We start from the raw sequence: 25,479 nt of genomic DNA, 5'->3' as shown, positions 1-25,479 counted from the left end.
CGGTCACTCCCTCCGGGTGCTGAGGGCCTGATACAGGGCCAGCAGGGCCGGTGTCAGGGGGCGGTCGGTGCGATGGAAGGTCAGCTGCCAGCCACAGGACCGGCACAGTGCGTTCAGGGCAGACCGGTGCGCGGCAAGGCGGGCCAGATAGGCATCTTTCAGATCCTCACACCGGGGCACCAGCAGGTCTGGGGTGGTGGGGCCGGTATCCTGAAAGCGTATCCGCCCGTTGAATGGGAACAGATCTTCGGCGGGATCAAGGACCTGTACCAGATGCCCCCGGATCCCGAGACCGGCCATCCGGCGCAGCAGTGGGGCCAGTGTGTCAACCGGCATCAGAAAGTCGCTGACCAGCACCGCGAGACTGTGGCGGGGCAGTTCTGCGGCGGGCGGCAGGCCGGTGTCAGATGCGACGTCCTGGCACAGGCGGGTGGCGATCCGGTGCAGGGTGGCCCGTCCCCCTGGCACCGGGGGGGCGGCTTTTTCGGGGGTCAGCAGGCCGACCCGTTCTCCGCCCCGCAGCAGCAGTGCGGCGAGCGCCAGTGTCAACAACCGGGCGTGCGTGATCTTTTCCGGCAGTTCTGGCGCGGAACGCCAGTGCAGCCCGGCATGGGCACCACACCACAGGGTAACGGTCTGGGCCACAGTCCATTCCCGCTGACGGATATACGCCTGCTGCCGCCGGGCACTTTGCCGCCAGTCGATCAGCGTGGCCGGGTCGCCCCGGTCATAGGGTCGGAACTGCCAGAAGTCTTCGCCGCTACCGGTCTGGTGATGCCCATGCAGCCCGGCAGCGATGGTGGCAGCAAGGCGCTGGGCCTCCGCCAGCAGGGGCGGCAGCGGGGCACTCAGGGTTTCGGCCTGCGCCGCCAGAGTGGGGGCTGGCTGCGCTGCTGTCGCTGTGGGAGTCCGTCTGTTCTCCCCGCCGGGCAGGGACGGTCGGTTCAGGGCATTCAGCAGGCGGTGCAGCGGCCCGGGCATCGGCTTAGGCCAGACCGGCAGTCAGGGCGGCGAGGACATTGTCCAGCGTGACACCTTCCGCCCGGGCTGAAAAGGTCAGGGCCATCCGGTGCCGCAGGACCGGTGCGGCCAGTGCGATTACATCATCAACCGACGGAGCAAGGCGCCCCTGCAACAGGGCGCGGGCGCGGCAGGTCAGCATCAGGGCCTGCCCGGCGCGCGGGCCGGGCCCCCAGGCAACATGACGGCGGACCAGATCCAGCGGGCTGTCTTCCGGGCGGCCGCTGCGGGTCAGGTGCAGGATCGCCTCCACCACACTGTCACCGACCGGCAGGCGGCGCACCAGCCGCTGCAGGGCTGCCAGATCCTCCGCGCCCAGCACCCGGCGAGGACGCAGATCATAGCTGCCGGTGGTCATCAGCAGGATCTGCCGTTCGGCATCCGCATCGGGATAGCCGACGTCGATCTGCATCAGAAAGCGGTCAAGCTGGGCTTCCGGCAGCGGGTAGGTGCCTTCCTGCTCCAGCGGGTTCTGGGTGGCGAGCACATGAAACGGGCGGGGCAAATCGTGGGAGACACCGGCCACCGTGACCTGTTGCTCCTCCATCGCCTGTAACAGGGCCGATTGGGTGCGCGGGCTGGCGCGGTTGATTTCGTCCGCCATCAGCAGCTGTGTGAACACCGGACCGCGCAGAAAACGGAAGCTGCGCCGCCCGTCTGCCGCCTCTTCCAGCACCTCTGACCCCAGAATATCGGCGGGCATCAGATCGGGGGTAAACTGCACCCGCTTGTTGTCGAGACCCAGAACCGCCCCTAAAGTATGAACAAGGCGGGTTTTTGCCAGACCCGGCACGCCGATCAGCAGCACATGGCCCCCAGCCAGAAGAGTGATCAGGCTTTCTTCAATCACCCGGGGCTGGCCGAAAATCACCTCCCCCACCGCAGCGTGAGCGGCGCGGGCCAGATCGCCCAGACGCTCCACATCCTGCAGGGAGACGGGGCTGGCCCGGTCAGCGGCAGGGGGGACGGTGCTGTCAGGAAGGCTGGGGTGGGTCATGGCGGCTCCGGGGTGACGGGTGCGGAACGGATCGGGATACAGGAAAGGGAAAGCAATGGCACAGCAGACGGATACCGGGGCCGGACCCTCCGCGCAGGAAAGCGGATCCGCCGGGGCACAGCGTAGCGGATCCGGCGGGACAGGAGAAGCCGCCGTGTTTTCCCGGTTTACCCGAACCGAGTGCGGTGACCTGGGTCTTTCGATCGACCGCACTGGCCAGTGGCATTATCAGAATTCACCGATCCGCCGGATTGAACTGGTCAAGCTGTTCGCCTCGGTTCTGTCGCGGGATGAGGACGGTCAGCACTGGATGACCACGCCGATTGAGCACGGTACGGTGCGGGTTGAGGATGTCGCCTTCATCGGTGTCGGCATCGAGACCGAAGGGGTCGGCCCGCAGCGGGTTGTGCGGATCCGGACCAATCTTGATGATGTGGTGACGCTGGGCCCCGAAGCCTCGCTGCGGGTGGTCGAGGCGGATGCCGACGGTAATCCGGCCCTGTATGCCCCGGTGCGGAAGGGGCTGGAAGCCCGGCTGAACCGGGCGGTCGCCTATGACCTGATGGTGCTGGCGCTGGATGCCGATGACCCCCGCCCGCAGGGTATGGCAGCGGATACAATTGGATTCTGGAGCAGCGGACACTATTTCAGTCTCGGAACGGCTGTGGATGGGATGGATGGAGAGGGCTGACCGGTGCTGATCAACGAACAGTGGCTGCGGGACCGTCTGGCGGCCCGGCAGGGGAGCGGGCTGCGGTCTGATGTGGCGGTTGCCCTCAGTCTGGGGCTCGACCCGGCGGACGGGCCGCGTCTTGGCCGCCCTGCCGATGAAGGAACCCGGGCGGCAGCGGTGCTGGTGCCGCTGGTGCGGCGTGATGCCGGTCTGCAGGTGATGCTGACCCGCCGCACCGATCATCTGCATCACCATGCCGGGCAGATATCCTTCCCCGGCGGGCGGCTGGAAGACGGGGATGATGGCCCGGTGGCCTGCGCCCTGCGGGAAACGGTCGAGGAAACCGGACTGGACCCCCGGCATGTCACCGTGGTCGGGATGCTTGATGATTATGTCACCGTCACCGGTTTCCGGGTGACGCCGGTGGTCGCCATTGTGCAGCCGCCGTTTACCCTGTCGCCCGATTCCTTTGAGGTGGCTGAGGTTTTTGAAGTGCCTCTGGCTTTTCTGCTGGATCCGCGCAACCATCAGAAAGTGGCGCGGACGGTTAACGGGCGCCCACGCCCCTATTACGCCATCCCATACGAGTCTTATTATATCTGGGGGGCAACGGCGGGAATGTTGATGAATCTTTATAATGTGCTGCGGGATTAACGGCCATGCTGCGGCTGATTCTGTCCACGGCTCTGCCCCTGCTGGCTCCGGCGCTGTTTTTTATGGCGTGGGTCTGGCTGCGCGGGCGCTATGTGACGCGGCATGGCGGACAGGCCCCGTCGGTTGAGACCACGACATGGTTCTGGCTGGCCGCTGCCGGGCTGCTGCTGGCGGCATTGGTGCTGGGGGTGACTGCCTTGCTGGAGCCGGGCGGCACCCCGGGGCAGGAATACCGGCCGCCGGTGGTGGTTGACGGTAAGATCGTGCCCGGCGGATTTACCCCGGATCGCCCTGTTTCCGGTGGGGATGCCCCGAAATGATATTCCGTAAGCCGCCGGCCCCGGAGCCGGAACCGCCGGTGCGCTCGCTGCTCGGCCACGCCAACCGCGGCCCGGTCGGGCATCTTGGGGTGCAGGAGTGGCTGCAGTGGCCGGAAACGCAGGCGGTGATCGCCGCCCTTCAGGCGGATGGTGCCGCCGTGCGGTTTGTCGGCGGATGCGTCCGGGATGCGCTGGCCCATCGCCCGGTTCATGACATTGATCTGACGACCCCGACCCCGCCGGAGCAGGTGATGGCCCTGCTGGAGCGGGCAGCGATCCGCTGTGTTCCGACCGGGCTGTCGCATGGCACGGTCACTGCGGTCTGCGGGCCGGGGCGGTCTTACGAGATCACTACCCTGCGCGAAGATGTCGCCACCGACGGGCGCCATGCCGAGGTGGCGTGGACCACCAACTGGATGGCGGATGCGGCCCGGCGGGACTTTACCATCAATGCACTGTCTGCGACTCCGGATGGGGCCGTTTACGATTATTTCGACGGCATTGAGCATCTGGCCCACGGGCGGGTGATTTTTGTTGGCCGGGCAGAGCGGCGTATTCAGGAAGACGCGCTGCGGATTCTGCGCTTTTTCCGTTTTCATGCCCGCTATGGCCGGGGGGCACCCTATGCCAACGGTCTGTCGGCCTGTCAGCATCATGCTGCCGATCTGCTGTCGCTGTCTGCGGAGCGGGTCCGCGATGAACTGCTGAAAATTCTGGCGGTGCCGGAGCCTGCGGGAACCGTGCTGTCGATGCGGGGGGCGCGGGTTCTCGAGGTGATATTGCCGGAGGCCAAAGCCTTCGGGGCTTTGCGGCAGACCGCTTTCCTCGAAGAGCGCGGGGTCCGGATCGCCGGACTGCCCCCGGATCCGTTGCGACGACTGGCGGCCCTGACCGCCGGGACGGCAGACGGGCTTGAGGCGATCGGTCACCGCCTGCGGCTGTCTGCGGCAGAGATCCGCCGTCTGGCCTTAATGGGGCTGGATCTGCCGCTGCCGCAGCCCGGTCAGGCCGCTGCCGCGCTGGCGCAGTGGGGCCGGATGGCCTGTCTCGACCGGGTGTTGCTCGACTGGGCCCGCTGGCGGGATGTGGAGGGGCGGACCGACTCGGTCGGGACCGGGCGGCGGATTGCCCTGCTGAACGATCTGGCCACCTTGCCGGTTCCAGACCTGCCGGTCGCCGGGCGGGATGTGCTGGAGGCCGGGATTTCCCCCGGCCCGCAGGTCGGACAGATTCTGGCTGGCGTGCGGGACTGGTGGTTGCAGGCAAACTGTCAGCCAGGGCGCGACGAAGCCCTGCTTTATCTGCGGTCTGTGGTGCAGGCTCTGGCCCTGACCTGACGGTGTCGTCCGGCCCCCGTTTTTTGGTGACGGGGGTCACACGCGATGGTCCACGGTTCTGTCATAATGTCCGACAGAAAGAACCGGGCATTCCTTCCCGCCGGGAAGACAGTGTCGATCAGTCGGGACACACCGCAATGCGCAGGATCTGCTTTTTCGGAGATGGGCTGGTGGCCGGGCAGGGGGATGAGACCGGCCTTGGCTGGGTTGGCCGCCTGTGCGCGATCGAACGCTCGGCCGGCCGGACTTTCAGCGGCTATGCCCTGGGGATTGAAGGCAACACCAGCCGGGATATTCAGGCCCGCTGGCGGTCAGAGGCCGAACGTCGCGCCGGTGTTCCCCGGGCGGGAGTGTTTACCACCGGCGGTCTGGTCTTCAGTTTCGGCGTCCACGATATGGCTGAGGTGCAGGGTCGGGGAATCCGGGTTCCCCTGCCGGAGGTTCTGGCGAATGCGGAAGAAATGCTGAGCGAGGCCCGGGAGGCATGGCCGGTGCTGTGGATCGGCCCCCTGCCGAGTCTGCCCGGCGCCACCGGGCCCTATCCGGCGGAAACCTTCAGCGGGGCGCGCACGGTGGCTCTGTCCACCGCGTTCCGGGATCTGGCCCGGGATCTGGCGATCCCTTACCTCGACCTGTGCAGTCTGCTGCCGTCAGATCCGGCATGGCGGCAGGCCAGTGCCGGACGCTCCGATCTGTTTCCGGACGGGGCCGGGCATCAGGCGATAGCGGCGGTGGTCCGGCGCTGGGCTCCGTGGCGGACATGGATGGAAGCCCCGCAGCGGGTCATTCCTGCGGGGACACCGCAGCCCGCCGGTTCTGCCGGTTCGCGACTGCAGGACCAGCTTTAACCGGGTTGGGCCTGCGCCATCGCTTTTGGCCGGACTTCTCTACACTGTTGTGGCGGTCAGACGCATATGCAGGAGCGGGAAGGGTTTTCCTGATCCATCCAGTTCAGACCGTCCGATGACGGTGAACCCCATGTGGCGGTAAAATGCGACGGCCTGCGGATTGTCTTCATTGACATCAACAGAATGAATGTCCTGCGTCCGCAGGCAGTGTTCCAGGAGCCGCCGTCCGAGTCCCTGCCCGCGCCGGGTGGGGTCAAGAAACAGCATTTCCAGCTTTCCGTCCGCCGTTCCGGCGAAACCGGCGAACAGGCCGGTGTCGCGGTCCCGGGCTGCTGTCAGTGCCACCGCAGGCAGGAAGGTGTCGCGGACCTGCGGATAAAAAAAGCGGATGGCTTCTTCCGTCAGGAATGTATGGGTGGCCCGGACAGAGCGTTCCCATAGATCCGTCAGGGCCTGATAGTCGCCGGGGGTGGGGGAGAGCAGATCGACATCAGGCATCGGGGGACAGTCCTTCGTCAGGAGGATAACCGCCGGTCTGGCGCAGGGCTTCCGACAGCACCATCGCGGCGGCGGTCACCACATTCAGCGACCGGGCGGCAGGGACCAGCGGCACCACCACCCGGGCGTCGGCGCGGTCATGTACCGACTCGGGGACGCCGCAGCTCTCCCGCCCCAGCAGCAGGGTGTCGCCGGGCTGAAACCGGAAATGATGGTGCGGCACCGCGCCACGGGTGGTCAGCAGCACCAGCCGCCCGGCGGGCTCCGGCCTCGTGGCCAGATAGGTCTCCCATGACAGATGGCGGATCATTCTGGCCAGCAGAGTGTAATCCATGCCGGCTCGCTTCAGGTGCCTGTCATCCCAGACAAAACCGCAGGGTTCAATGACATCAAGGCCAAGGTCAAAGCAGGCGGCAAGGCGCAGCAGGGCGCCGGTATTCTGGGGAATGTCCGGTTGGTACAGCGCAAGGCGCATTGCGGGATTGATCCGTCTGAACAGGGGTGACTGAGGCAGCCGCAGGGCCGTATGCAGCCCGTCGGGCAGGGATTTCGGGTAAGCGGCGCAGTGGATGTGCCGACAGCCTTTTCAAACCGGGCAAAGTGTTTTATACCGCGCCATCAGCTTGTATCCGTACCATGTCTGGGGATGTGATTGGATGCAAGGGTCAGAAAGCGCGCCGGGGGACGACTGTGCCGGTTGCGCGCGTAATCTATGTCCATTGCGCGTTCCCCCAGCGTGCAAGTAGAGGGGTCTTTGAGGATGGCTGACACGGCGAATCCCGCTCACGGTGCAACCGATGGCGAAACCCGCCGCGACTTCCTGCTGTATGCGTCCTCGGCTGTCGGCGTGGTTGGCGCTGGCCTTGCCCTGTGGCCGTTCATTCACAGCATGAATCCTGCGGCTGATACCCTTGCGCTGGCCTCCACCGAGGTCGACCTGTCGCCGGTGGCCGAAGGCCAGGCGATCACGGTCATGTGGCGCGGCAAGCCGGTGTTCGTGCGGCACCGTACTGCAGATGAAATTTCGGCGGCCCGGGCCGTTGACGTTGCGGGTCTGCGGGATCCGCAGAAAGATGAAGACCGCGTGAAGAAGCCGGAGTGGCTGGTGACCGTCGGGGTGTGTACGCACCTGGGCTGTATCCCGCTGGGCCAGAAGGCTGCTGATCCGCGCGGTGACTTCGGTGGCTGGTTCTGCCCGTGTCATGGGTCGCACTACGACACCTCGGGCCGTATCCGTAAGGGTCCTGCCCCGCTGAACCTGCACGTTCCGGAATACGCTTTCCTGAACGACAAGACCGTCAAGATCGGCTGAGAGGGGCACGTCGGATGAGTTCCGTCTCCAACAACAAGATCATCAAATGGGTTGACGACCGTCTTCCCATTATCTCGATGATGCAGCATTCGGCTGTCGAATACCCGACACCGAAGAACCTGAGCTACTGGTGGAACTTCGGTTCCCTTGCCGGTCTGGTGCTGGTGATCATGATCCTTTCGGGTCTGTTCCTGGCCATGAACTACGCCGCCAACACCGGGCTGGCGTTCCTGTCCGTCGAACGCATCATGCGCGACGTGAACTATGGCTGGCTGATCCGTTACATCCACGCCAACGGCGCGTCGATGTTCTTCATTGTGGTGTACCTGCACATTGTGCGCGGGTTCTACTACGGCTCCTACAAGCCGCCGCGTGAAATCCTGTGGTGGCTCGGCCTGATCATCATGCTGGTCATGATGGGCACCGCCTTCATGGGCTACGTGCTGCCGTGGGGCCAGATGTCCTTCTGGGGCGCCACCGTGATCACCAACCTGTTCTCGGCCATTCCGCTGGTCGGCGAACACATCGTGACCTGGCTGTGGGGTGGTTTCTCGGTTGATAACCCGACCCTGAACCGCTTCTTCGCGCTGCACTTCCTGCTGCCGTTCGTGCTGGTCGGCATTGTCGTCCTGCACGTCTGGGCGCTGCACACCGTCAAGTCGAACAACCCGCTGGGGATCGACATGAAGGGCCCGCAGGACAGCCTGCCGTTCCACCCGTACTACACGGTGAAGGATCTGTTCGGCGTCGGCGTGTTCATGATGTTCTTCATGGCCTTCGTGTTCTGGGCTCCGAACTTCCTGGGTCATCCGGATAACTACATTCCGGCCAACCCGATGGTCACCCCGGCTCACATCGTGCCGGAATGGTACTTCCTGCCGTTCTACGCGATCCTGCGTGCCGTGCCCGACAAGCTGGGCGGCGTGCTGCTGATGTTCGGTGCCATCGTGATTCTGGCGGCGATGCCGTGGCTGGATACCTCCAAGGTCCGCTCCTGCACCTTCCGTCCGATCTACAAGTGGTTCGTGATGCTGTTCATCGCCGACTGCGTGCTGCTGGGCTACATCGGCGGCAAGCCGGCGGAAGAGCCGTACATCCTGATCGGTCAGTTCGCGACTGCCTGGTACTTCATCCACCTGCTGATCGTCACCCCGCTGGTGGGCTGGCTGGAAAAGCCGCGTCCGCTGCCGGAGAGCATCTCTGCGGCCGTGACGAAGAAGGAGGCTGTGTAAATGCGCAAGTTCCTTATTGCTGCCTTTGCCGCCGTTGGCTTCAGCGCCATCGCGTCGGCCCCGGTTATGGCCAGCGGCGGGACTGAAACCCTCCTCGAGAAGCAGGCCTGGACCTGGCAGGGCGTTTTCGGTCACTACGACAAGCCGCAGCTGCGCCGTGGCCTGCAGGTGTACCGCGAAGTCTGCGCCGCCTGTCATAGCCTGAATCTGGTCCGCTACCGCAACCTGATGGAAATCGGGCTGACGGAAGAGGAAGTGAAGGCCTACGCCGCCCAGTTCGAATATCAGGACGGCTTTGATGATGCCGGTGAGCCGAAGATCCGCCCGGGTCTGCCGGCTGACGCCCTGAAGGCGCCGTTCCCCAACGAAAAGGCGGCCCGTGCCGCCAACGGTGGGGCGCTGCCGCCGGACCTGTCGCTGATGGCGAAGGCCCGTCCGAACGGCCCGGATTACCTGTACACCCTGCTGACCGCGTACCGCGATCCGCCGGCCGGATTCCACCTGATGGATGGCATGAGCTACAACCCGGCGTTCCCGGGGAACCAGATCGGCATGCCGCAGATGATCTTCGACGAAACCGTCACCTATGCTGACGGCGCCTCGAACGAGCGTCATGCGATTTCCCGTGACGTGGTGGCCTTCCTGAACTGGGCCGCAGAGCCGGAACTGGAAGCCCGCAAGTCGCTGGGTCTGAAGGTTATGCTGTTCCTGGCCGTCTTCACCGCGCTGTTCTATGCGCTGAAGCGCCAGATCTGGAAGCGGGTCGAACACTGATCCCTTTCCGGTTTTTGTGACTGTTGACGGACCCCCGGCCTTTGGCCGGGGGTTTTGTCATTCTGGGGAGTAAAGGCCAGGGAACAGGGGTCGGTAGAGGCGCTGAATGCCGCGCCGCAGCACCTGATTTTCTTGAAGAACCGGAGGGACGGGCGCACCATCATTGGCAAGGCCAACAGTAACAAAAGGGGACGCCGATGGGCGGTCATGTTTCTGTCACCACGCCTCGGGTCGCGGCAATCGTCGGGCCCTATACTTCGGGGAAAACCAGTCTTCTTGAAAGTTTGCTGACCGCTTCCGGCACCTTGCACCGACGGGGAAAGGTCACGGAGGGGACATCCTTCGGCGATGCCGGGCCGGAGGCCCGGGCCCGGCAGATGACCGTAGAGGTCACGGTTGCCCCGGCCACTTTTATGGGGGAGGAGTGGATTTTCCTCGACTGCCCCGGTTCGGTTGAGTTCCAGCAGCAGACTTATGACGCACTGCTGGTGGCCGATATCGCGATTGTGGTCTGCGAGCCGGACCCGGCCCGCGCCGTCATGTTAACGCCGCTGCTGAAGTTTCTGGATACCCATCGCATTCCGCACCTGATTTTCATCAATAAGGTTGACCGCGACGGCACCAATATCTCGATCCGGGCCTGTCTGGAGGCCTTGCAGCTGGTTTCTGACCGACCGTTGCTGCTGCGGGAAGTGCCGATCCGGGATGGCAGCCAGATTGTCGGGTATGTCGATCTGGTGTCAGAGCGGGCCTACCGCTACCGCCCCGGCGAGGCATCCGACCTGATCCGCCTGCCGGAGTCTGTGGCGCAACGTGAGGTCGAGGCTCGGCAGGAGTTGCTGGAGCATCTGGCCGATTTTGACGACAAGCTGCTGGAAGATCTGCTGTCTGACGTCACCCCGCCGAAGGAGGAGGTCTATGACGATCTGGCCCGGGACCTGAAAAAGGATCTTCTGGTGCCGGTGTTCTTCGGCGCGGCTGATAAGGATGAAGGCGTCCGCCGTCTGTGGAAGGCGTTGCGTCATGAAGGGCCGGACTATACCGCAACGGCAGCTCGGCTGGGTATTACCGGGACGGCGATGCAGGTCACCGTGTTCCGGACCCTGCACGGACAGCATACCGGCTCGCTGTATCTGTCCCGGGTATGGTCCGGGACGGTGAAGGACGGGCAGGTGGTGTCTTCGTTCGCCGGGCGGCTGGGAAAGGTCTCCGGTCTGTACCGGATGAATGGGCTGGAGCCACAGAAGGAGACCGCTGCCGGGCCGGGCGCGGTGGTGGCGCTGGGACGGCTGGAGGGGGCACAGACCGGCATGCTGATCGGCGGGACCGACCGCGCCGGTCTGTGGCCGGAGCCCCTGCCGCCGTTGTTCGCGTTGGCGGTACACCCCACCCGGCAGGGTGATGATGTCAAACTGACCGCTGCACTGACCCGGTTGTGTGAGGAAGACGCCTCCCTGAGTGTCAGTCATGATCCCGACTCCGGGGAGATCAGCCTGTGGGGGCAGGGCGATATTCATCTGGCGGTCGCTTTATCACGGCTGACCCGCGTGTTTCATATCGAGGTGGAAACCGCGACTCCGCAGGTGCCATATCGTGAGACACTCTGCAAAAGCACCAAGGTGCAGGGCCGCTTCAAGCGCCAGAGTGGCGGGCATGGGCAGTTCGGCGATGTCTGGCTGGAAATCACGCCCCTGAAACGAGGGGACGGAGTCCGCTTCAGTGAGAGTATCAGTGGCGGGGTTATTCCACGCTCTTATATTCCGGCAGTTGAGGCCGGGGTGATGGACTGGGCCAGGCGGGGGCCGCTGGGGTTTCCGGTGGTGGATTTCTCCGTTGATCTCTACGACGGTTCTTATCACGTCGTTGACAGCTCTGAGGCAGCCTTTAAGACTGCTGCCGCCGTCGGGATGCGGGCCGGGGTTGCCGAATGTGGATCCCTGCTGCTGGAGCCGGTGCTGATGGTTGAGGTTTCGGTGCCGACCGAGGCTACCAGCCGGGCGCAGCGGGCTTTATCCAGCCGCCGGGGACAGATACTCGGCTTTGCCCCCCGCGAGGGCTGGACTGGCTGGGATGTGGTACAGGCCTATCTGCCACAGGCGGAAATGCATGATCTGATTGTTGATATCCGCTCGATCAGTATGGGGGTCGGGACTTTCGCATGGCGGTTTGACCATATGCAGGATCTGGTCGGGAAACCGGCTGAACAGGTGGTGTCTATCCGGCAGAAAGTGCTCGAAATGGCCTGACGCGCCCTTCTTCTGCATGAGGATGCCCCCGGCGGAGCCTCTGCCGGGGGCATTTCTGTCAGCGGGCGCTGGCCGGTGCGGGTGCAGCTGCGGTACTGCGGGTGACAAGAGCAATACCCGCAGCGATGGGGACAATCCCGATCAGATCACCGGTCTGGAGAGTTTCCCCCAGCGCGACGACACCCATCGCCAGCCCCAGCGGCGGATTAAGAAAGTGCCAGGCGCTGGCTTCACTGGCGCTGACCGTGTCCAGCATGCGGAACCACAGAAGATAGGCCCCGATCGAGACCGGTCCGATGATCCACGCCATCGCCCACAGGAAACGGGGAGTCCAGTGGATGCCGGCGGGCGACTCGGTCAGCAGGGCAACAGGCAGGAAGAAAACACCAGCAAGAAGCAGTTGCAGGGCGGTTCCCATCAGGCGTGGGGTGGTCAGAGGCCAGAGCTTCCACAGCAGGGTACTGGCCGCCAGAGCGATCAGGGCAAGGCCGATCAGCAGGACGCTGAAAGGATCTTCCGCCCCGCTGCCGGAGAGGCGGGCCTGCACCACCAGCACCACGCCGCCGAGGCCCAGAAGCAGCCCAAGCATTTTTCGTCCGGTCAGCTGTTCTCTTAAAAACAGGGCCGCCAGCAGGGTAACCACCACCGGATTCAGGCTGATCAGAATGGTGCTGAGGGCTGAAGACGCCTTCACCATGCCGATCCAGCTGAGGCCGAGGTACAGGGTTGGATTGATCAGGGCAAAAACCGCGAGTTGGCCCCAGACCCGCCGGGATCCCGGCAGGCGTTCGCCGCGTAGGGCGGCCCACCCCATCAACAGAGCCCCCGCCAGCAGAAACCGCATGGTTAACAGCAGCAGCGGCGGGCAATCCGGCAGGGCCAGTTTTGCGGCCGGAAAGGCACTGGTCCACAGAACGCAGAAAGGCAGAGCCAGCCACAGGAAGGAGGAGGGACGGGCAAGGGCAGGCATCGGATCACTCCTCTGGAATGGCGTGAGCGCTCTCACGAAAAGCCGACACCGTTTTTACGGCTAAGACGGCTTTGGCTGTGGACAGGGGCGCTGGTGATCTGACGGTGACAGAGAGGGTGATAAATTGGAAAACGGAATGTAAACTTAATAGCATTCAATTTTTGGATGATCAGTCATGCGTGATCTGGAGACCGCACTGCTGCGGACTTTTGTTTCAGTGGCCGACAGCGGTGGGTTCACCCGCGCGGGAGGACGGGTGAACCGCACCCAGTCAACGGTCAGCCAGCAGGTCCGCAGGCTGGAGGAGCAACTGGGGTGCCGCCTGCTGGACCGAAACGCCCACGGGGTGACGATCACCGAAGCCGGAGAGCGGCTGCTTGGCTACGCCCGGCGGATTCTTCAGCTGAATGAAGAAGCCCTTGGAGTCTTTACGCTGCCACCGGTGGAGACGGTGCGGATCGGTGTGACCGAGGATTTTGCGGTGGAGGATCTGCCCGCCTTGTTGATGGCCGTAAAGGCTGAGATGCCGGATGTTCAGCTGGAAATGCGCACCGATCTTTCCGTAGTGCTGGCCGCTGATCTTGATCAGGGGGCGCTGGATATCGCGCTGTATAAAAGTCTGACTGTGCCGACCCGGTCGGTCGGGGTTTATACCGACTGGCTGGTCTGGGCGGCGGCGGCGCAGACCCGGCCGGAGCTGGAGCCGGTTTTTCCGCTGGTCGCATTCCGGCAGGGCTGTATTTACCGCAACCATGCGATTCAGGTGCTGGAAGAGCAGGGGCGGCGCTGGCGGGTCGCTTATACCAGCGAGAATGTCAGCGGGGTTCTGGCGGCGATTCGCGCCGGGTTTGGGGTCGGGGTCCTGTCGGCCAGTGCCGTCCCGGCGGATTTGCGGGCCCTTGGGACTGATAGCGGCCTGCCCCCTCTGCCAACGGCACATCTGGTTTTGCAGACAAGGCGTTCCGCCACCGGCGGGCCACTGGGGAAGGGGGCACAGCGGATGGTGAGTTTGCTGAAAAGCCACCTTGATGAGCGTGATCGGCGCGGCCTGCTCTTGCATCCCGGTCCGGCTGGGGCTATGGCTGTGGCTGGATAATTTTTGCGTAAGGACCTGCAGCGTGACCGATTCCGTCGCCACCCCCTCCGACAACGGCCAGAAGGCGGATTCGCCGAAGGGTGATCCGATTGCCCACCTGATCGTCAGCATGGCGGGTGCCGCAGGCACTGTCGGCGTGTCGGCGCAGGACGTGGCCAAAAGCTACTTTCAGCAGCACCGCAAAGCCAAGGACCCTGCCGATGGCTGGCGCCGCTACATGAACCCGGTCAAGCAGCAGATGACCAGTCTGGCCCGCAAGGGCACGATTGAGATCGTGCGGGGCAGCGTGGTGCAGGATCCCGATGATTTCCGGGGTCTGGTGCGGATGCGGCTGCCGCAGCCGGGGGCCGCTGAAGGCTAAGGTCAGGCTGAGTCTGTGGTGTAAAAAAAGCCCGTCCAGATCTGGACGGGCTTTTTCATTTTCAGGGCCGGGGTCAGGTGACGGTCTGGGTCTGCTCCCCAATGCCGTCGATTCCCAGCCGCATAACATCCCCGGCCTTCAGATACAGATTGCGGCCCATACCGACCCCCTTCGGGGTTCCCGTCAGTATGACATCGCCGGGATGCAGCACCATGAAGGTGGACAGCTCCGCGATCAGGGTGGCAACGCCAAAGACCATATCCGCAGTCGATCCATCCTGCATCATGGTGCCGTTGACGGACAGCCACAGCCGCAGGGCCTGTGGGTCACCGATTTCGTCGGCGGTGATCAGGGCCGGGCCCAGCGGGCAGAAATTGGGGCAGCTCTTCCCCTTAATCCACTGACCGCCCCGGTCGAGCTGATAACTGCGTTCCGACAGGTCATTGGCGACGGTATAGCCAAGGACATGATCAAGGGCCCGGTCGGGTTTGACCTGCCACGCGGCGCTGCCGATCACCACGGCCAGTTCCACTTCCCAGTCGCTGCGGGTTGATCCCGGAGGGAGTGGCACAGCGTCATCAGGGCCACACAGGGCGCTGGTGTGTTTGGAGAAGACGATCGGCTCTTTCGGCAGGGCCATTCCGGCCTCTTCCGCATGGTCGCGGTAGTTCAGGCCGATGCACAGGATATTTCCGGGCCGTACCGGCGGGCCAAACCGCTGGGGTGTCACCACCGGAAGGCTTTCCGCTGCTGCGGTCAGCTTGATCAGCAGGCCGCGGCCAAGGGTGTCAGGGGTATAGTCAACAACCACCGCCGACGCATCACGGACCTGCCCCTGTGCGTCAAGGATACCGGGCTTTTCCTGCCCCGGCAGACCAAACCGTACCAGCCGCATTCTCTTCCCTCTTCCGGTTCTGCGGTTATAGCAGACGCCATCCTGTCATGCTGGTCCGGGTTGGCAAGAAAAGATGAAAGGCTCAGGTCAGTGCGTCCAGTTGATCCGGTGTCAGGGTGCCGGGAACAATCGTGACCGGCAGACGCAGATGACCGGCGTGCTTTCCGGTCATGGCGCTGATCAGAGGGCCGGGCCCGTCAGGCCCACCGCTGGCGGCCAGCACCAGCACTGACAGCCGACGGTCTTGATCCAGCAGGCGCAGCAGCTCTTCCTGCGGATCGCCGTCGCGGATGACGATCTCCGGCTTCTGTCCCGACAGGGCTTCGACCAGTGCTGAAAAATGGGATAGCCGCTCTTCGGCCTGCAGGCGTTGCTCTTCCTTCATCAGGGATCCGACAAACATCCAGTGATGGAAGTCCGGAACGGAGCTGACGGACAGCAGGGTCACCAGCCCTTTGGTGCGGGCGGCCCGCAGGGCGGCAAAGCGGACAGCGGCTTCACACTCTTCGCTACCGTCAATCACTACCAGAAACCCGCGTTGCGGATGGGGCGGGGCGGGCGGGGAGGCCGCTTCGGCGGCAGAAAGGCGGAAAGGCCAGTCGTACATGACACACGCTCCTGGGTCTGGAAAAAAAAGGGGCAGCCAGCGGGAGGGGTGGCAACGGCGATGTCATCAGGAACCGGGAATAACCGGGGGCAAAGACCGACGGTGCCGCAGGGCAGGGGCCGGAGACACCGGGTTTGGAAGCGCCGGGTTTGGGGCGATGCGTTCTGCACCGTGCCCAGAGAGGGCGGCGGTCCTTGTGTCGGGACGGTCCGACCGTGCCCGGACAGAGGTTTCGGGCGGCGGTTGCGTCCGGTCATGGCCGGGTCACCTGATGACAGTCTGCGCAGTCAACTGTGGCGATCCGGTGGCATTCCGTTCCGTGCCGGGAGTGTCACAGAAAAAGAATCAGGGTGCACTGGCCCGGAATGGTGCCTCAGCATGCGGGCGTGCCGTCCCTTTTGGCAAGGGGATTTCCCAACAGCCTGAACGGGCGGCAGAGTTTTTCTGCCCCCGTTGCGGGTGTTCTGCAAACAGAAACGAATCGGGGCCTGTGGCCTCAGTCGAGGGTGATGCTGCCGCCCTGTTGGCGCCAGTACATCAGGCCCCCTTCCATACGGTAGATTTCACCGGCATAACCGGCTTCGATCATCCGGGTAGCGGCCATGCCGCAGCGGTTGCCGCTCTGGCAATGGAACACCAGCTTTTTGCCGGGAACCAGCGGGACCGCCTCGGGATCAAAGCCGCCGAGCGAAACCAGAGTTGCCCCCGGGATATGACCGGCCGCATATTCTCCGGGTTCCCGGACGTCGACAATGACGCACTCATCGGCACCCAACCATTGCATGATGGTTTTGGGGGTCACAATATGCACGCGTTCCGACAGGGCGGTCTGGGTCGCGTTGGAGGAAAACCAACCAAACATTCAGGGCCTCCTGTGTGTTGTTGCGATGCAGCATAGCATGGGCGGCGAGTTGGGTCCACCCGCCGGGACAATGCTGTCGTCACAACAATGAAAGCCGGGGCCGGAGATGACGAGTGATAAAACCGTGATATCGGTCCAGCCGCCCGGGTCAGAGGAGCCGCAGCTGCTTGATGCCCGTGATCTGGCCTGTCCCTTACCCCTGCTGCTGTTGCGGCGGGTGCTGCTGGCCCAGCCCGCCGGTGGACGGGTACGCCTGTGGGCGACAGCGGAGGGAACCCGCCGTGATCTGGCAGGCTTTTGCCGGGATCAGGGCTTCCGCTGGCTGGAGACGACTGAAAGGGCGGAAGGCCCGGTGTTTCTGATTGAGCGCCTGTAAACAATAAAACGCCGGGCATGGACAGTCTGTCCTTCCCGGCGTTTTCTGTGGCGCGGATTCAGTGTTCATAACAAAAGCCGGGGCTGCTGATGCTGCCCCGGCGGTTTTTTCCGCTTGTGCCCGGGCCACCGGTCGGTGGCGGCCGGTCTTCAGGAAATTCGCTTCAGCAGCCGCATGAAGGTCTGCTGCTCCCGCGGTGTCAGCGGTGCCAGTGCCTGATCGTTGGCGCGGCGGGCGGCTTCCAGGCTGGCCGTCAAGGCCCCCCGGCCTTCTTCCGTCAGGGTAAGCCGGACGCGGCGGCGGTCGCGGGTATCGGCTTCGCGCACCACCCAGCCCCGTTCCGTCAGGCGGCGGACCACCCCTTGCATGGTCGCGGCATCCATGCCGATCAGGCGGCCCAGAGAATTCTGGGAGACCTCGCCTTTTTCCTGCAGCTTCACCAGCGTCAGGAACTGCGGCATCGTCATATCGCCCAGACTGGGCTGCGACTGAAAAATTGCCGTGGCCCGCTGATTGGCCTTGCGCAGCAGATGTCCGACCTGCTCTTCCAGCACGAAGGCATGGAGGGCGTCTTCTGAATCCGCCGTGCTGTAATCTATAACCGGTATGACCTCGTTGAACATGTTTCCCCACTCCCGTGGTTTCCCCTTCCGCGCCGGAGGGGAAAACCATATACGCGCAGTCTTTTAGATAACGCGGATCAGCGTAGGGAGCAAAGAAAAAGAACCTCTATGGTTGTGTCGAAATTTCGTCCAGAACCGGCGGACTGTCAGGGAAAATCGTATGTATCAAATTTCTCTAAAGAGCATGATTCACGCGCGACGGGAAATTACCTGTGGCAGCATCCATGGCAGATCCTGCCCGAGCAGAGAGGTGAGAACCATCGCCGCAACCGGACGGGAATAATAATACCCCTGCCCGAAATCGCAGCCACTGGCCCGCAGGAATTCGGCATGGGCTGCGGTCTCAATCCCTTCGGCGACCACTTCCAACCCGAAATCATGGGCCATGCCGATGATGACCCGGCTCAGGCGGGCATCTTCAGGATTGTTCACCAGATCCCGCACAAAACTCTGGTCAATTTTCAGGCAGGTGACCGGCAGCCGCTTCAGGTAACTGAGGGAAGAGTAGCCGGTGCCGAAGTCGTCAATCGCCAGCCGGACGCCCATATCCCGCAGGGCCCGCAGGCGCGACAGGGCCCGGCCTTCGTTGGTCAGCAGCACACCTTCGGTGATTTCAATTTCCAGCAGATCCGGGGGCAGGCCGGTTGTCTCAAGGGCCTCGCGCACCATTGAGACCACATCCTGCCGCAACACCTGCACCGGGCTCATGTTGACGGCGATCCGCAGCGGGTGCCCCTGGAGCTGCCAGTGCCGGGCCTGTTTACAGGCTTCGTGCAGAATCCAGTTCCCCAGTTCGACGATCAGGCCGGAACGCTCAGCCACCGGGATAAAGTCAGCCGGGCTGATCTGTCCGCGCTGGGGATGATTCCACCGTACCAGTGCCTCCGCCCCGCTGATCCGGCCACTGCCCATTTCCACCTTCGGCTGGTAGACAAGGGCGAACTGTTCGTTTTCCAGCGCCGACCTCAGTTCTCCACGGATGATCTGGCGACGGGTGATCTGTTCGCCCATGTCCGGGTGATACAGGGCATACCGGCCCTGAGCATCACGGACCGCTGATTTCAGCGCCAGTTCGCTGTTACGCAGCAGCGTGGCGGCATCAGCCTGCGGCCCTGACCAGAAGGCAACGCCCAAGGCCGGCTGGGGGTCAATGTCCATCCGCTCCAGCGGGACCGGAGCGGACAGAGTCCGCAGGATCGTTTCCAGCATGTCGTGCAGCCCGGCGGAGTCGGTCAGGCCCGGCATGATCAGGGCAAACTCATCACCGCCCATCCGCCCGACGCGGCTGTCATCCCCGGCCAGCCAGCGCAGCCGGTCTGCCACAGCCCGCAGCACGCGGTCCCCGACCGCATGGCCGAAGGTGTCGTTAATATCCTTAAAGCCGCACAGGCTGACCGTGATGACGGCTCCGCCCGGGGCCGGGGCGTCGCCGCCATAGGGCAGGCCCGCCGGAGGGGGCGCCGGGATGGAGATCCGCAGGGCCAGCCGGTCCTCGCACAGGCGGCGGCCAGCCAACCCGGTCAGTGCATCATGGGTTGCCATATGACGCACGCTGGCGAGGGCGTCGCGGAACACCACCAGAGCCTGCCCCATTTCGCCGAGTTCGTCGTCATCTCCGGCGGGAATCGGGGCATCCAGTGCTCCGCCGGCAATGCTGCGCATGGTGCTGGCCAGCGTCTGGACCCGGCCAACGATTTTCTGGCCGACGTAATGCCAGCCGATCAGGATCGACACGGCAATGCTGATCAGGGCGGCAAGGGTCAGGGCGAGGCGACTGTTCAGCAGGGTGCCTGCGAGTGCGGCCCGTTCGGCGATGATCGCGTCGTTGACGATTTCCACCTGCCGGTGTGCCATGCGGTCGAGTGTCTGGGACTGCCGCTGGACATCCTGCAGGCGGCGGGCCACAAGGGCCTGTGAGTCCCGTTCCCGGCGCTTCAGGTCAAACAGGCCGCCGCGGTCGACCGAAACAGCCCGCATCTTCACCAGAATGCTGTGGGTCGACTGGCGGTAGAGCGGGTCTGTCTCGGTCCGGGACAGAATCGCCTCAATAATCTGGAACGAGCGCATGTACTGCTGTTCCAGCTGATCAAGCTCCCCTTCATTATCCTGCCGGGAGACCTGCCCGAGGGTGACCATCACCCGGTTCATCTCGGTCAGCAGGTCGGTGGCCCCGGCGCGGTCCTGTTCCAGTGTGCTGATCAGCAGCCGGTATTCCTGATTCAGGACATCAACCTGTTCAAGCTGGGTTGCATAGCGCTGACGCAGGCGCAGCACTTCGTCGAGGGTGATGGTCAGGCCGTCCAGCCCATCCTGCAGAGCGCGGAGCTGCAGCGACATCTGCCGGAGCGGTTCAGACGCGGCACCGTTGGTTCGGGCGGATTCCAGCCCCAGATCAACACCGGTCAGGCGCTGGCTGAGTTCAAGGGCGCGGGCCCGCAGTGCCTCGCGGGTCTGCGACAGGGGCAGCTGACCGGCTTCGCTGACGACCTGAGCGACGGCCTGAGACAGATCGGTCATTTGCAGGATTTCGGGGATCCGCTGGTCGACCAGCCGGTAAAGTGAGACGGTGCTGGCGCTGAAGGCATACCAAGCGATGACGGTGGCAACCACCGTCATCGCTGACACACTCAGGAAGGCCAGCCACAGCCGCCCCCGTATGCCCCTGACCCACGCGCTCATCTGCCTGATCCGCCCTGTTCCGGTGCCGCCTGTCCTGTCTGCTGTCCGGTCAGGGGCCGGCGGCAGACTGGGGGCGACACTTTGCATACCTATTCTTCCCGTTGTGCGGGGAAGTCAGGATGCAATAAAGCGCGGCAGGGGAATCAGGCCAGTGAAAGTCCCGTGACAGTCTGGGGGAGGTTTACGCTCTGTTGACGAACAGGGGATCAGGCGCGGGGCAGATCGCCGCGCAGAGCTGTGGTGAAATCGCGGGTCCGGTCAATCAGGGTCTGCATCTGCCGGTCCAGCAGCAGGGCCAGATCTTCCAGCGTTTCGGCATGAGCGCAGACTTCATCACCTGAGGTTTCCATCCGGCTGAGATTGGCGGATGCGGCGTGCAGGGCGCTGACGCCCGAGGCCGAGGCGGCCTCCATAGTGTCGGTCAGGCCACTGAAGCCCATCCGGTCAAAGTGTACCGGGGCAGCGGCATGGAACTGCGGCGGATAAATGATGTGTGCCATGATGGTATCCCCCCGAGGACTGGACTGGACTGGGACAGGGCGCAAAAGCATGGGCCGGGATCGGCGGACCGCGTGTTTCTGAGCTGGGCCGCGCTGTGGTTTCCGGCGGCCTCTTCTTTGAAATGGTACGCACTGTGTGCGCTGCGTATCAAGTTAAATTCACCGCAGAGCGTAGAAAAATGCAAACCTATGCAATGTCGTTGGGTCAGACCGCTGAAAGCGGCAGGGCTGGACCAAGGGCCGCCACAGCCGAGGATACAGACTGTGACGGTCTGATTACAGCGCGACTCGCCTGTCTTGGCCAGAGAGCAAAAAGGACCATGGTCATCCGGGGGGTGACGCGGGGCAGGGGATGGTCTTAGGGGTAAAAATGTTCTACATATGTTCCGGTCTTCCGGGCTGGGGGTTTATCCACAGAAATATCTTTGGCAGGGCCCGGAAGCCGCTTTTTTCCTGATCTGTTGCCGTCAATAGATTGTTGCTCTCTGTGGAAAATACGGGCCCTCATAACTAGATATTGACGTGGAGGCCATCATGATGCGTTATTGCCGCCGTTGCGGAGGAGGCCCCCGGTCTGCCTGTGTCTGTATGATTTTGTGCAGTCTCAAGGCCTTGGCTTCGTCTCCGGTGTGTCCGTTGTTTCCGGGCGTCGGTCCGGCGCGGCATATCCGTGGTACCGCATTACGGTGCCGCCGCTGAAAGAATGACAGGGCCTGTCCCATCTTCGGGCAGGACCGGGTAAAAGCTGTCACGGCCCGGGTGGCAAACTGTAGTGGTGCAGGGTCAAAAAGCATGGCTGCAGGGCCACGTCACAGCAGGTCGACAGGCGGTGTCTTAGGATGCTGATGACCTTCCGGGGCGCAGCCCCTGTGCGGTGTACAGTCCTCTGGCCCGGAAGCCCGGTGCCGGACAGGTTTTAAAAGCGAAGAGTGCCGTGCCGCAGGGGTCTGCCCTGCCACGGCAGCGCAGACAGTCAGGTCCCTCCGCATCCCCCTCTCCGGCGGCAGGACCCTTAAGGAGCAGAAGAGCCGTGCTGAACGTCGTGCAGGTCACCAAGCATCCGCAGGTTCATGTTGATCATTCCCGCAGCGATCTGCTGACCGCTTTTGGTAAAGCGGTCCTGCAGGACCGCTATCTGCTGCCGGATGAGACCTATCAGGATCTGTTCGCCCGTGTCGCCAGCGCCTACGGGGATGATGATGCCCATGCCCAGCGGCTGTATGATTATATTTCCCGCCTGTGGTTCATGCCTGCCACCCCGGTTCTGTCCAATGGCGGGTCCACCCGCGGGCTGCCGATCTCCTGCTTCCTGAACGAAGCCGATGATTCGCTCGGCGGGATTGTCGATCTGTGGACGGAAAACGTCTGGCTGGCTGCCAAGGGCGGCGGGATCGGCAGCTACTGGGGTAACCTGCGCTCCATCGGTGAAAAGGTCGGGGCGGTCGGCAAGACCTCCGGCGTGGTGCCGTTCATCCGGGTGATGGACAGTCTGACGCTGGCAATCTCGCAGGGGTCCCTGCGCCGGGGCTCGGCTGCGGTTTACCTGCCGGTGACCCACCCGGAGATTGAGGAGTTCGTCGAGTTGCGTCGCCCGACCGGCGGCGACCCGAACCGGAAGACCCCGAACCTGCACCACGGCATTCTGGTGACCGACGCGTTCATGCGGGCGGTGGAAGAGGATGCCGACTGGGCGCTGATCTCGCCGAAGGACGGCAGCATCATGCGCCGGATCAAGGCCCGCTCCCTGTGGATCCGCATCCTGCTGGCCCGGATTGAAACCGGCGAGCCCTACATCATCTATTCCGACACCGTGAACCGGGCCCTGCCGGAGCATCAGAAACTGGCAGGTCTGACCGTCAAGACATCCAATCTGTGTGCCGAGATCACTCTGCCGACCGGGCGGGATCATCTGGGCAACGACCGCACCGCCGTGTGCTGCCTGTCGTCGCTCAATCTTGAAACCTATATGGAATGGAAAGACGAACCGCAGTTCATCCCCGATGTGATGCGCTTCCTCGATAACGTCCTGCAGGATTTTATTGACCGCGCCCCGGATGAGATGGCCCGCGCCAAGTATTCCGCCGCCCGCGAGCGTTCGGTCGGGCTGGGGGTGATGGGGTTCCATTCCTTCCTGCAGAACAACATGATCCCCTTCGAGTCGGTGATGGCCAAGGTGTGGAACCGCACCATGTTCAAGCACATCAAGGCGCAGGCGGATGCAGCGTCGCGGGATCTGGCGATGGAGCGGGGGCCGTGCCCGGATGCTGCCGATTACGGCATTATGGAGCGGTTTTCCAACAAGACCGCGATTGCTCCGACGGCTTCGATTTCCATCATCTGTGGCGGGTCCAGCCCGGGGATTGAGCCGATTGCAGGTAACGCCTTCACCCACAAGACCCTGTCGGGCAGCTTTTTGGTCCGGAACCGGGCGCTTGAGAAGCTGCTCGAGACCAAGGGCCGAAACAGTGAAGACGTCTGGACCTCGATCACCGTCAATGAAGGCTCGGTCCAGCATCTCGATTTCCTGACGCAGGAAGAGAAGGATGTGTTCAAAACCGCCTTCGAACTTGATCAGCGCTGGGTGATCGAGCATGCCGCCGACCGTGCCCCGCTGATTGATCAGGCACAGTCACTGAACATCTTCCTGCCCGCCAACGTGCATAAGCGCGATCTGCATCAGATCCATTATCAGGCGTGGAAGAAGGGCGTGAAGAGCCTGTACTACTGCCGGTCCAAGTCGATCCAGCGTGCTGAGGTGGTTGCCAACCGCGAAGTGCCGGATGGTCTGGCTGATCTGCTGCCGGGCGCGGCTGCCGGTCCGCTGACTGCGGCGTCTGCCGGTGGGGAAAGCCGCACTGATTACGAGGAATGCCTCGCCTGCCAATAAGGCCGGGATCGTGCCGGGTTGGCCGGGGGGCTGATCCGGCCTTTTCCTGTTCCGTTTTCAGGGCGTTTCAGAAATTGGACGTCGGTTTCGTTGCTGAATGCGCTCTGGATCTTTGTAAACAGAGCATGTTTCGGACTTTCCCGGAAATCCCCGGAGCCGGACAATGCTCATAGACCGCCGGACGGATGCCCTGTCGTTCCGTCCGCACCTGCCTGTCGGGAACATGTCATGTCGCTTCTGTCTGCCGATCACGTTTATAAGCCGTTTCATTATCCGTGGTGCTATGACGCCTGGCTGACGCAGCAGCAGATTCACTGGCTGCCGGAAGAAGTGCCGCTGGCGGAAGACGTCAAGGACTGGCACCAGAAACTGAATGATGACGAGCGGCATCTGCTGACGCAGATCTTCCGGTTTTTCACTCAGTCCGATATCGAGGTCGCCAACTGCTACATGCGGAACTACACCCGCGTGTTCAAGCCGACCGAAGTGCAGATGATGCTGTCGGCGTTCTCGAATATGGAAACCATCCATATCGCCGCCTATTCTCACCTGCTTGACACCATCGGCATGCCGGAGACGGAGTACCGCGCCTTCCTCGACTATAAGGAGATGAAGGACAAGTACGACTTCATGCAGATCTGGGGGGTGGATACGCCGGAAGATATCGCCAAAACGCTGGCGGTGTTCGGGGCTTTCACCGAAGGGCTGCAGCTGTTCGCCAGCTTTGCGATTCTGCTGAATTTCCCGCGCTTCAACAAGATGAAGGGCATGGGGCAGATCATTACGTGGTCTGTGCGGGATGAGACCCTGCACTGCAATTCGATCATCCGCCTTTACAAGACCTTCCTGGCCGAGAACCCGCAGATTGATGTTCCGGCGATTCAGAAGGATCTGTATGAGGCCTGCGCCCGGATTCTGGAGCTGGAAGACAACTTCATTGACCTCGCCTTTGAATCCGGCGCGGTTGAGGGGCTGACCGGCGAAGACGTCAAGCGCTACATTCGCTATATCGCTGACCGCCGCCTGACCCAGCTTGGTCTGCGGCCGGTCTACCACATCGAGAAAAATCCGCTGCCGTGGCTGGACGCGATGCTGAATGCGGTGGAACACACCAACTTCTTCGAAAACCGCGCCACCGAATATTCCAAGGCGGCGACGCAGGGTAACTGGGACGACGCGTTCGCCTGATGACCCGGATCCTGTATATCGACGCCGATGCCTGCCCGGTGAAAGACGATGCGCTGAAGGCGGCGCGTCGGACTGCAACGCCGGTGGTGCTGGTTGGCAACCGCTGGATTCGTGGCATGGACGGGCCATTGGTGCGTCAGGTCGTGGTGCCGGTGGAACCCGATGCGGCTGATAAGTGGATTGCCGCTGAAATCACCGCCGGGGATATCTGCGTCACCAACGATGTGCCATTGGCTGCCCGCTGTGTTGAGGTGGGGGCTACGGCCCTCTCCCCGACCGGCAAAGTGTTTGACGAAGGATCCGTGGGGATGGCGCTGGCTGTCCGCGATCTGATGACGGACCTGCGGGACAGCGGCGAGATTACCGGCGGGCCGCGTCCCTATTCCCCCAAAGACCGTTCTGCTTTTCTCAATGCACTGGACCGGTTGTTGACCCGCAAAGGGTAAGGAAAAGAGAGCCGGTTAGGGGCACAGGCAAAAAAGCCCGGCTTCCGAGGGGAAGCCGGGCTTTTTGCGACAGAAACG

26 protein-coding genes are annotated in these 25,479 nt (G+C 63.2%); 15 read left to right on the top strand and 11 right to left on the bottom strand.

The genetic code is table 11. The features are described from left to right. Positions 1 to 3 precede the first annotated feature (3 nt). A complete protein-coding gene (locus G365_RS0117570; RefSeq protein WP_019646852.1) occupies positions 4 to 981 on the bottom strand; it encodes a DUF58 domain-containing protein in 978 nt (325 codons plus the stop codon). A 4-nt stretch (positions 982 to 985) separates the two neighbouring features. Further along, the gene (locus tag G365_RS0117565) at positions 986 to 2,017 is read right to left on the bottom strand and encodes an AAA family ATPase (RefSeq protein WP_019646851.1); all 1,032 of its coding nucleotides are present in this window, start codon (positions 2,015 to 2,017) and stop codon (positions 986 to 988) included. Between the two features lie 55 nt (positions 2,018 to 2,072). On the opposite strand from G365_RS0117565, the gene G365_RS22205 reads away from it, so the two are divergent. The 5 genes from G365_RS22205 to G365_RS22190 all read left to right on the top strand — a co-directional run bounded on the left by G365_RS22205 (position 2,073) and on the right by G365_RS22190 (position 5,849). Further along, positions 2,073 to 2,708, top strand: coding sequence for a DUF1285 domain-containing protein (locus G365_RS22205; protein ID WP_019646850.1), 636 nt, complete (start codon positions 2,073 to 2,075; stop codon positions 2,706 to 2,708). Between the two features lie 3 nt (positions 2,709 to 2,711). Further along, a complete protein-coding gene (locus G365_RS22200; protein WP_019646849.1) occupies positions 2,712 to 3,344 on the top strand; it encodes a CoA pyrophosphatase in 633 nt (210 codons plus the stop codon). A 5-nt stretch (positions 3,345 to 3,349) separates the two neighbouring features. Beyond that, positions 3,350 to 3,664 (top strand): hypothetical protein, encoded by a 315-nt coding sequence (locus G365_RS22195; RefSeq protein WP_019646848.1) that lies wholly within the window; start codon positions 3,350 to 3,352, stop codon positions 3,662 to 3,664. Beyond that, positions 3,661 to 5,001 (top strand): CCA tRNA nucleotidyltransferase, encoded by a 1,341-nt coding sequence (locus G365_RS0117545; RefSeq protein WP_019646847.1) that lies wholly within the window; start codon positions 3,661 to 3,663, stop codon positions 4,999 to 5,001. The genes G365_RS22195 and G365_RS0117545 overlap by 4 nt, the downstream gene beginning before the upstream one ends. Before the next feature lie 137 nt (positions 5,002 to 5,138). Beyond that, positions 5,139 to 5,849, top strand: coding sequence for a GDSL-type esterase/lipase family protein (locus G365_RS22190; protein ID WP_019646846.1), 711 nt, complete (start codon positions 5,139 to 5,141; stop codon positions 5,847 to 5,849). Between the two features lie 39 nt (positions 5,850 to 5,888). Here G365_RS22190 and G365_RS0117535 read toward each other — a convergent pair whose 3' ends face one another. Continuing rightward, the gene (locus G365_RS0117535) at positions 5,889 to 6,347 is read right to left on the bottom strand and encodes a GNAT family N-acetyltransferase (protein WP_019646845.1); all 459 of its coding nucleotides are present in this window, start codon (positions 6,345 to 6,347) and stop codon (positions 5,889 to 5,891) included. After that, a complete protein-coding gene (locus G365_RS0117530; RefSeq protein ID WP_019646844.1) occupies positions 6,340 to 6,822 on the bottom strand; it encodes a tRNA (cytidine(34)-2'-O)-methyltransferase in 483 nt (160 codons plus the stop codon). The genes G365_RS0117535 and G365_RS0117530 overlap by 8 nt, the downstream gene beginning before the upstream one ends. A gap of 285 nt (positions 6,823 to 7,107) precedes the next feature. Between G365_RS0117530 and petA the strand changes: the two genes are divergently transcribed. The 4 genes from petA (at position 7,108) to G365_RS0117510 (ending at position 11,911) form a co-directional block, all read left to right on the top strand. Further along, complete coding sequence (petA, locus tag G365_RS0117525) at positions 7,108 to 7,659, top strand: ubiquinol-cytochrome c reductase iron-sulfur subunit (RefSeq protein ID WP_019646843.1); 552 nt, start codon at positions 7,108 to 7,110, stop codon at positions 7,657 to 7,659. A gap of 14 nt (positions 7,660 to 7,673) precedes the next feature. Beyond that, the gene (locus G365_RS0117520) at positions 7,674 to 8,891 is read left to right on the top strand and encodes a cytochrome b (protein WP_019646842.1); all 1,218 of its coding nucleotides are present in this window, start codon (positions 7,674 to 7,676) and stop codon (positions 8,889 to 8,891) included. Continuing rightward, on the top strand, positions 8,892 to 9,665 hold the full coding sequence (locus tag G365_RS0117515) for a cytochrome c1 (protein ID WP_019646841.1): 774 nt from the start codon (positions 8,892 to 8,894) through the stop codon (positions 9,663 to 9,665). It abuts the gene before it with no gap. A gap of 197 nt (positions 9,666 to 9,862) precedes the next feature. Then, positions 9,863 to 11,911 (top strand): elongation factor G, encoded by a 2,049-nt coding sequence (locus tag G365_RS0117510; RefSeq protein WP_019646840.1) that lies wholly within the window; start codon positions 9,863 to 9,865, stop codon positions 11,909 to 11,911. 58 nt (positions 11,912 to 11,969) lie between these two features. Here G365_RS0117510 and G365_RS22185 read toward each other — a convergent pair whose 3' ends face one another. Next, positions 11,970 to 12,881 carry a DMT family transporter gene (locus G365_RS22185; protein ID WP_019646839.1) on the bottom strand — a complete coding sequence of 304 codons (912 nt, stop codon included), beginning with the start codon at positions 12,879 to 12,881 and terminating at the stop codon, positions 11,970 to 11,972. Positions 12,882 to 13,056: 175 nt separating this feature from the next. On the opposite strand from G365_RS22185, the gene G365_RS22180 reads away from it, so the two are divergent. Beyond that, positions 13,057 to 13,977 carry a LysR substrate-binding domain-containing protein gene (locus G365_RS22180; protein WP_019646838.1) on the top strand — a complete coding sequence of 307 codons (921 nt, stop codon included), beginning with the start codon at positions 13,057 to 13,059 and terminating at the stop codon, positions 13,975 to 13,977. Between the two features lie 22 nt (positions 13,978 to 13,999). After that, positions 14,000 to 14,338, top strand: a complete 339-nt coding sequence (locus G365_RS0117495; protein ID WP_019646837.1) for a DUF3253 domain-containing protein — start codon at positions 14,000 to 14,002, stop codon at positions 14,336 to 14,338. 73 nt (positions 14,339 to 14,411) lie between these two features. Here G365_RS0117495 and G365_RS0117490 read toward each other — a convergent pair whose 3' ends face one another. The 3 genes from G365_RS0117490 to G365_RS0117480 all read right to left on the bottom strand — a co-directional run bounded on the left by G365_RS0117490 (position 14,412) and on the right by G365_RS0117480 (position 16,702). Then, positions 14,412 to 15,233, bottom strand: a complete 822-nt coding sequence (locus G365_RS0117490; protein WP_019646836.1) for a fumarylacetoacetate hydrolase family protein — start codon at positions 15,231 to 15,233, stop codon at positions 14,412 to 14,414. Between the two features lie 82 nt (positions 15,234 to 15,315). Beyond that, complete coding sequence (locus G365_RS0117485) at positions 15,316 to 15,840, bottom strand: universal stress protein (protein ID WP_019646835.1); 525 nt, start codon at positions 15,838 to 15,840, stop codon at positions 15,316 to 15,318. A 496-nt stretch (positions 15,841 to 16,336) separates the two neighbouring features. Further along, positions 16,337 to 16,702, bottom strand: coding sequence for a rhodanese-like domain-containing protein (locus tag G365_RS0117480; RefSeq protein WP_019646834.1), 366 nt, complete (start codon positions 16,700 to 16,702; stop codon positions 16,337 to 16,339). Between the two features lie 106 nt (positions 16,703 to 16,808). Here G365_RS0117480 and G365_RS0117475 point away from each other — a divergent pair, with 106 nt between their 5' ends. Beyond that, positions 16,809 to 17,078: a sulfurtransferase TusA family protein gene (locus G365_RS0117475; protein WP_019646833.1), complete on the top strand. Its 270-nt coding sequence runs from the start codon at positions 16,809 to 16,811 to the stop codon at positions 17,076 to 17,078. A gap of 149 nt (positions 17,079 to 17,227) precedes the next feature. Here the strand turns inward: G365_RS0117475 and G365_RS0117470 are convergent, their stop codons facing one another. The 3 genes from G365_RS0117470 to G365_RS0117460 all read right to left on the bottom strand — a co-directional run bounded on the left by G365_RS0117470 (position 17,228) and on the right by G365_RS0117460 (position 20,880). Further along, complete coding sequence (locus G365_RS0117470; protein WP_019646832.1) at positions 17,228 to 17,701, bottom strand: MarR family winged helix-turn-helix transcriptional regulator; 474 nt, start codon at positions 17,699 to 17,701, stop codon at positions 17,228 to 17,230. A 189-nt stretch (positions 17,702 to 17,890) separates the two neighbouring features. Continuing rightward, entirely contained in the window at positions 17,891 to 20,380 is a 2,490-nt protein-coding gene (locus G365_RS23230) for a putative bifunctional diguanylate cyclase/phosphodiesterase (protein ID WP_019646831.1), read from the bottom strand. A gap of 206 nt (positions 20,381 to 20,586) precedes the next feature. Continuing rightward, positions 20,587 to 20,880 (bottom strand): hypothetical protein, encoded by a 294-nt coding sequence (locus G365_RS0117460; RefSeq protein ID WP_019646830.1) that lies wholly within the window; start codon positions 20,878 to 20,880, stop codon positions 20,587 to 20,589. Between the two features lie 1,030 nt (positions 20,881 to 21,910). On the opposite strand from G365_RS0117460, the gene G365_RS0117455 reads away from it, so the two are divergent. From G365_RS0117455 to G365_RS0117445, 3 genes are all read left to right on the top strand, one after another. After that, complete coding sequence (locus tag G365_RS0117455; RefSeq protein WP_019646829.1) at positions 21,911 to 23,767, top strand: ribonucleoside-diphosphate reductase subunit alpha; 1,857 nt, start codon at positions 21,911 to 21,913, stop codon at positions 23,765 to 23,767. A 228-nt stretch (positions 23,768 to 23,995) separates the two neighbouring features. After that, a complete protein-coding gene (locus G365_RS0117450) occupies positions 23,996 to 24,955 on the top strand; it encodes a ribonucleotide-diphosphate reductase subunit beta (RefSeq protein WP_019646828.1) in 960 nt (319 codons plus the stop codon). Next, entirely contained in the window at positions 24,955 to 25,401 is a 447-nt protein-coding gene (locus G365_RS0117445; protein WP_019646827.1) for a YaiI/YqxD family protein, read from the top strand. Before G365_RS0117450 ends, G365_RS0117445 begins: the two co-directional genes overlap by 1 nt. Positions 25,402 to 25,479: the final 78 nt, after the last annotated feature.

The organism is Novispirillum itersonii subsp. itersonii ATCC 12639 (assembly GCF_000381985.1).
Taxonomy (GTDB): Bacteria; Pseudomonadota; Alphaproteobacteria; order Rhodospirillales; family Rhodospirillaceae; genus Novispirillum; species Novispirillum itersonii.
The sequence above is the reverse complement of the archived record's forward strand: the minus strand, read 5'-3'. Positions and strand labels throughout refer to the sequence as shown.

Coding starts and splice junctions, on each gene's coding strand:
- G365_RS0117570 (WP_019646852.1), bottom strand. CDS start 981: ATGCCCGGGCCGCTGCACCGCCTGCTGAATGCCCTGAACCGACCGTCC.
- G365_RS0117565 (WP_019646851.1), bottom strand. CDS start 2,017: ATGACCCACCCCAGCCTTCCTGACAGCACCGTCCCCCCTGCCGCTGAC.
- G365_RS22205 (WP_019646850.1), top strand. CDS start 2,073: ATGGCACAGCAGACGGATACCGGGGCCGGACCCTCCGCGCAGGAAAGC.
- G365_RS22195 (WP_019646848.1), top strand. CDS start 3,350: ATGCTGCGGCTGATTCTGTCCACGGCTCTGCCCCTGCTGGCTCCGGCG.
- G365_RS0117545 (WP_019646847.1), top strand. CDS start 3,661: ATGATATTCCGTAAGCCGCCGGCCCCGGAGCCGGAACCGCCGGTGCGC.
- G365_RS22190 (WP_019646846.1), top strand. CDS start 5,139: ATGCGCAGGATCTGCTTTTTCGGAGATGGGCTGGTGGCCGGGCAGGGG.
- G365_RS0117535 (WP_019646845.1), bottom strand. CDS start 6,347: ATGCCTGATGTCGATCTGCTCTCCCCCACCCCCGGCGACTATCAGGCC.
- G365_RS0117530 (WP_019646844.1), bottom strand. CDS start 6,822: ATGCGCCTTGCGCTGTACCAACCGGACATTCCCCAGAATACCGGCGCC.
- petA (WP_019646843.1), top strand. CDS start 7,108: ATGGCTGACACGGCGAATCCCGCTCACGGTGCAACCGATGGCGAAACC.
- G365_RS0117520 (WP_019646842.1), top strand. CDS start 7,674: ATGAGTTCCGTCTCCAACAACAAGATCATCAAATGGGTTGACGACCGT.
- G365_RS0117515 (WP_019646841.1), top strand. CDS start 8,892: ATGCGCAAGTTCCTTATTGCTGCCTTTGCCGCCGTTGGCTTCAGCGCC.
- G365_RS0117510 (WP_019646840.1), top strand. CDS start 9,863: ATGGGCGGTCATGTTTCTGTCACCACGCCTCGGGTCGCGGCAATCGTC.
- G365_RS22185 (WP_019646839.1), bottom strand. CDS start 12,881: ATGCCTGCCCTTGCCCGTCCCTCCTCCTTCCTGTGGCTGGCTCTGCCT.
- G365_RS22180 (WP_019646838.1), top strand. CDS start 13,057: ATGCGTGATCTGGAGACCGCACTGCTGCGGACTTTTGTTTCAGTGGCC.
- G365_RS0117490 (WP_019646836.1), bottom strand. CDS start 15,233: ATGCGGCTGGTACGGTTTGGTCTGCCGGGGCAGGAAAAGCCCGGTATC.
- G365_RS0117485 (WP_019646835.1), bottom strand. CDS start 15,840: ATGTACGACTGGCCTTTCCGCCTTTCTGCCGCCGAAGCGGCCTCCCCG.
- G365_RS0117480 (WP_019646834.1), bottom strand. CDS start 16,702: ATGTTTGGTTGGTTTTCCTCCAACGCGACCCAGACCGCCCTGTCGGAA.
- G365_RS0117475 (WP_019646833.1), top strand. CDS start 16,809: ATGACGAGTGATAAAACCGTGATATCGGTCCAGCCGCCCGGGTCAGAG.
- G365_RS0117470 (WP_019646832.1), bottom strand. CDS start 17,701: ATGTTCAACGAGGTCATACCGGTTATAGATTACAGCACGGCGGATTCA.
- G365_RS23230 (WP_019646831.1), bottom strand. CDS start 20,380: ATGAGCGCGTGGGTCAGGGGCATACGGGGGCGGCTGTGGCTGGCCTTC.
- G365_RS0117460 (WP_019646830.1), bottom strand. CDS start 20,880: ATGGCACACATCATTTATCCGCCGCAGTTCCATGCCGCTGCCCCGGTA.
- G365_RS0117450 (WP_019646828.1), top strand. CDS start 23,996: ATGTCGCTTCTGTCTGCCGATCACGTTTATAAGCCGTTTCATTATCCG.
- G365_RS0117445 (WP_019646827.1), top strand. CDS start 24,955: ATGACCCGGATCCTGTATATCGACGCCGATGCCTGCCCGGTGAAAGAC.